Source organism: Streptomyces sp. NRRL B-24085 (assembly GCF_001282115.1).
In the GTDB taxonomy this organism is placed as follows: domain Bacteria; phylum Actinomycetota; class Actinomycetes; order Streptomycetales; family Streptomycetaceae; genus Streptomyces.
Map to the genome: position 1 here is coordinate 1 of NZ_LJBR01000631.1, position 1,350 is coordinate 1,350.

Consider the following 1,350-nt stretch of genomic DNA (forward strand, 5'->3'; position numbering starts at 1 on the left):
GCGAAGCCGAGGTCGGGGGACCAGAGGGCGGTGGCGGCGAGGGCGGGGGACGCCTCCGGGCCGCGTCCGTCACGGCGGCTGACTCCGTCCCCGTCCCTGTCGCCGCCCGAGACCGCGTGCCAGTAGGCGAGCGCGTCACAGGCATGGCGGACGAGGACGCCGGGGGCGGTGAGGCCCGGACGGTGAGGCGCGGGTCGGCCGGAGCCGGCCGAGGCAGCACGGGCGCCCGCACCACCGGCACCGGTGTCGCCACCACCGACATCGGTCTGTGCACGGCCGGCACCGGTGTGCGCACGGTCGGCGTCCCCGTGTCCGGAGTTGGTGACCTTGAGGCCGATCACCCCGCACCAGGCCGCCGGGATCCGCACCGACCCCGCCCCGTCGCTCCCCGTCGCCATCGGGACCAGTCCCGCGGCCACCGCGGCCGCGGAGCCCGCCGAGGATCCGCCGGGGGTGCGGTCGGCGCGCCAGGGGTTGACGGTACGGCCGTGGGCGCCGAGCCCCCATGTCTGCCAGGCGGTTCCGGGACCGGGCACCGAGGTGGCGCCCACGGGCACGCACCCGGCGGCGAGGAGCGGTGCCGCACCGTGCAGCCCGTGCCGCCCCTTCACCCCGATCGGCACCCCGGCGAGGGGCAGCCGCTCACCGGCGTCGACGCGGACGTCGATCTCGCGCGCCCGCCGCAGTGCCTCCTCCTCCCACACCTCGGCGAACGCGCACAGCTCCCGGTCCACGCGCCGGATCCGCTCCAGGGCGTGGGCGACGGCGTCGACGGCCCGCAGCGAGCGCGCACGCACCGCCGCCGCCAGATCCGTGGCGGACCGGGCGGCGGTGGCCGTCACGAGCTGCCGGCCCGGGTGAGCCGGGCCAGTGCCTCGGTCCCGCGCGGCGGCGTCCCGTCCAGGTCGCCGAGGCGCCACGCGCCGACCCAGGGCACGCGGTACACGTCGACCGCGGACTCGATCTCCTTGACCTGCTGGGCGAGCGGGCGCGGAAGCCGGCCGGGAGCGTCCGCGACGAGCACGACGGCGTCGAGGTCGAGCCCCGACGGGTGCTCCCCGCGCCGGAACAGTTCCAGGGCCCGGCGGGCGGCGTGCAGCCCCGCGGCGTGCGTACGGGCGACGAGCAGGACGGATGCGGGGGCACCGGGACCGGGCCAGTCGCGTCCGCAGTCGTGACCGCCGTAGACGGCGGCCAGGGTGGAGACGCCGGCGCCGCCGTGCGTGCCGACCCACGCGAACCGCCTCCCGGCCGGGGCCACCGGCCCGCGGATCCAGATCTCCGGCCCCTGCTGCACGCTCTCCGCCTCTCGCCGCACGTCGGTTCGCCCGTCCGCGCCCCGCTCCCGCC

2 protein-coding genes are annotated in these 1,350 nt (G+C 78.6%); both read right to left on the minus strand.

Annotated features, from left to right (window positions below; all coding sequences use genetic code 11):
* On the minus strand, positions 1-842 hold an 842-nt coding region (locus AOJ26_RS44805; RefSeq protein WP_267889458.1), incomplete at its 3' end, for an amidase family protein.
* A complete protein-coding gene (locus AOJ26_RS40570) occupies positions 839-1,297 on the minus strand; it encodes a DUF6668 family protein (protein WP_053853333.1) in 459 nt (152 codons plus the stop codon). The genes AOJ26_RS40570 and AOJ26_RS44805, both read right to left, overlap by 4 nt.
* Positions 1,298-1,350 lie beyond the last annotated feature (53 nt).